The organism is Noviherbaspirillum denitrificans (assembly GCF_002211445.1).
GTDB classification, from domain to species: Bacteria; Pseudomonadota; Gammaproteobacteria; order Burkholderiales; family Burkholderiaceae_D; genus Noviherbaspirillum; species Noviherbaspirillum denitrificans.
Window position 1 is genome coordinate 4316992 of the sequence record NZ_LSTO01000001.1, and the last position, 2155, is coordinate 4319146.

2 protein-coding genes are annotated in these 2155 nt (G+C 64.5%); one reads left to right on the forward strand and one right to left on the reverse strand.

Annotation, left to right across the window (positions count from 1 at the left end):
• Window positions 1-83: 83 nt before the first annotated feature.
• Window positions 84-986 (reverse strand): DMT family transporter, encoded by a 903-nt coding sequence (locus AYR66_RS20940; RefSeq protein WP_088709113.1) that lies wholly within the window; start codon window positions 984-986, stop codon window positions 84-86.
• An 85-nt stretch (window positions 987-1071) separates the two neighbouring features.
• Between AYR66_RS20940 and AYR66_RS20945 the strand changes: the two genes are divergently transcribed.
• Window positions 1072-2155 (forward strand): VRR-NUC domain-containing protein (locus AYR66_RS20945; protein WP_206047241.1); only part of this gene is annotated, 1084 nt, incomplete at its 3' end.

Below are 2155 nucleotides of genomic sequence, written 5' to 3' on the forward strand. Positions count from 1 at the left end.
AAAGGGAAATCGCACAAAGTAGCGAACTGAAGGGTGGGTGAGGCCGCCGAGGTAGAGCGAAGCGATACCCACCCTACGATTCTTTATCCTCGCCGTGACGAGAGCACAATCCCGCCCACGATCATCACAAACGCCGCTGCATGATACGCATGCGGCAGTTCCCCGAGGAAGGCCGACGACATCAATGCCGCGAACAACGGCGTGAGGTTGTTGAAGAAGGCGGCGATGTTCGGGCCGACACGCTGCACGCCCGCGCCCCAGCAGCGGAAGGCGATGATCGCCGGACCGGCGGCGACATACAGCAGCGCGGCCGCCAGCGGCCAGCCCCAGGCAATGTGCCTGGGACCCGTTGCCCATTCCGCCGCCGCGAAAGCGCCCGACCACATGACGCCGAACGTCACCTGCGCCAGCAGGAAGGCTGCCCAGTTGCCGCGTATCGCTTCCGGCTCCTTGCGTCCGGTCAGCAGCCAGCTGTAGACCGACCAGACGATGGTGGCGAGCACCATGTACAAGTCCCCCGGCACCAGGCGCATCGACACCAGCTGGCGCCATTCTCCATGGCTAAGCACGATCAGTACGCCGGCCACCGACAGCAGCGCGCCGGCCACCTGCCTGCGCGACACGCCGGCGCCGAAGAACATCCATCCGATCAGCAGCATCCACACCGGCATGCTCGCCGCGACCAGCGTGACGTTGATCGGTGTCGAACTCTGCAGCGCGAGGTATTGCAAGGCGTTGTACATGCCGACGCCGAGCAGGCCGAGGATGGCGAAGCGACGCCAGTGCTGCCACATGCCGCTGCCCGCGCGGAACACCCATCCCGCCATCGGCGCCAGGATCAGCAATGCGATCGCCCAGCGCAGGAAGTTGAGCGTGATCGGCGGCACCATCGCATTGACCAGCCGGCCCACGACCGCATTGCCCGCCCACAGCAGCGGTGGAACGACGAGCATCAGTGCGGTGGCGGGTGTGAGGGGATGGTTCATGCTTCGATGGAAAGGCTTGCAAGGGAGCCAAGAGAATACTTGATTTCACGCGCGGTCGCCGACGACAGTAAAATCCTGAACCAAGATGATCAGGACGCTGGAAAACCGCTTTTACTATCTCGACAACTTCCATACGGTCGTCAACTGGATCGGGGAACGTTACGACGCGTTGCTGGACGATGCGGAGCGTACCTTCATCGCGCGCTTCGCCACGGTGCCGCAAGCTTCACGCGCGCTGCTGGTGCGCATGGTGATGCGCAAGGGCGAGCTGTTTCGATCCGACAAGCTGCGCTATGAAGAAATCGGCAACACGCGCGATGCGGCAGCACTGCTCGCCGACGCCGGCTGGATCGACTGCGACCCGCAGCTGACGCTCGATGAACTGTTCTCGCTGCTGACCAAGGCCGAGATCGACCTCCTGTTCCGCGACCGCCTGCCGAAAGGCGCGCGCAAGGCGGAACAGCTCGACGCGCTGCGCGATGCGTTCGCGGAGGCACGCGTCTTTTCGCAATGGCATCCGCAGTCGAAGGAGCAGGCGTACCGGCTGCGCATCGGCGCAATGTGCGACCGCTTGCGCCTCATGTTCTTCGGCAACCTGCACCAGGACTGGACGGAATTCGTGCTGTCCGACCTCGGCATCACGCGCTATGAAAAAGTGGACTTCCCGCCTTCCGCGCAAGCCTTTCGCGAGCGGCGCGACGTGGACGATTACCTGCACCTGTTCAACTGCCGCGAACGCTACGAAGCGGGCGAGGCGATGGCCGATGTTCTGCCCGATATTCCCGCCGCGCCGCTCACCAATGCATGGCTCGAACAGCGCCGCGCGCGCCTGCTGTTCCATGTCGCACAGGATGCGGAACGTGCGCAGGATTGGGACAGCGCGCTGCGCCTGTACACAGGCATCCGTTATCCCGAAGCACGCGCCCGTACCATCCGCGTACTGGAGTTGAGTGGACGGCACGCAGAAGCGCTCGCCCTCGCGCAGCAAGCTGCCGACACGCCGGAAAGCGAAGCCGAACAGCAACAGGTGCAGCGCATGCTGCCCCGCCTGCTGCGCCTCGCGGGATTGCCGAAGCCGGCGCCGCGCACACAGGCCGAGACCGCGCGCATCGACCTCGTGTTGCCGCAGGGAGACTGGTCAGTGGAAGAGGCGGTACGCGCGCATATCG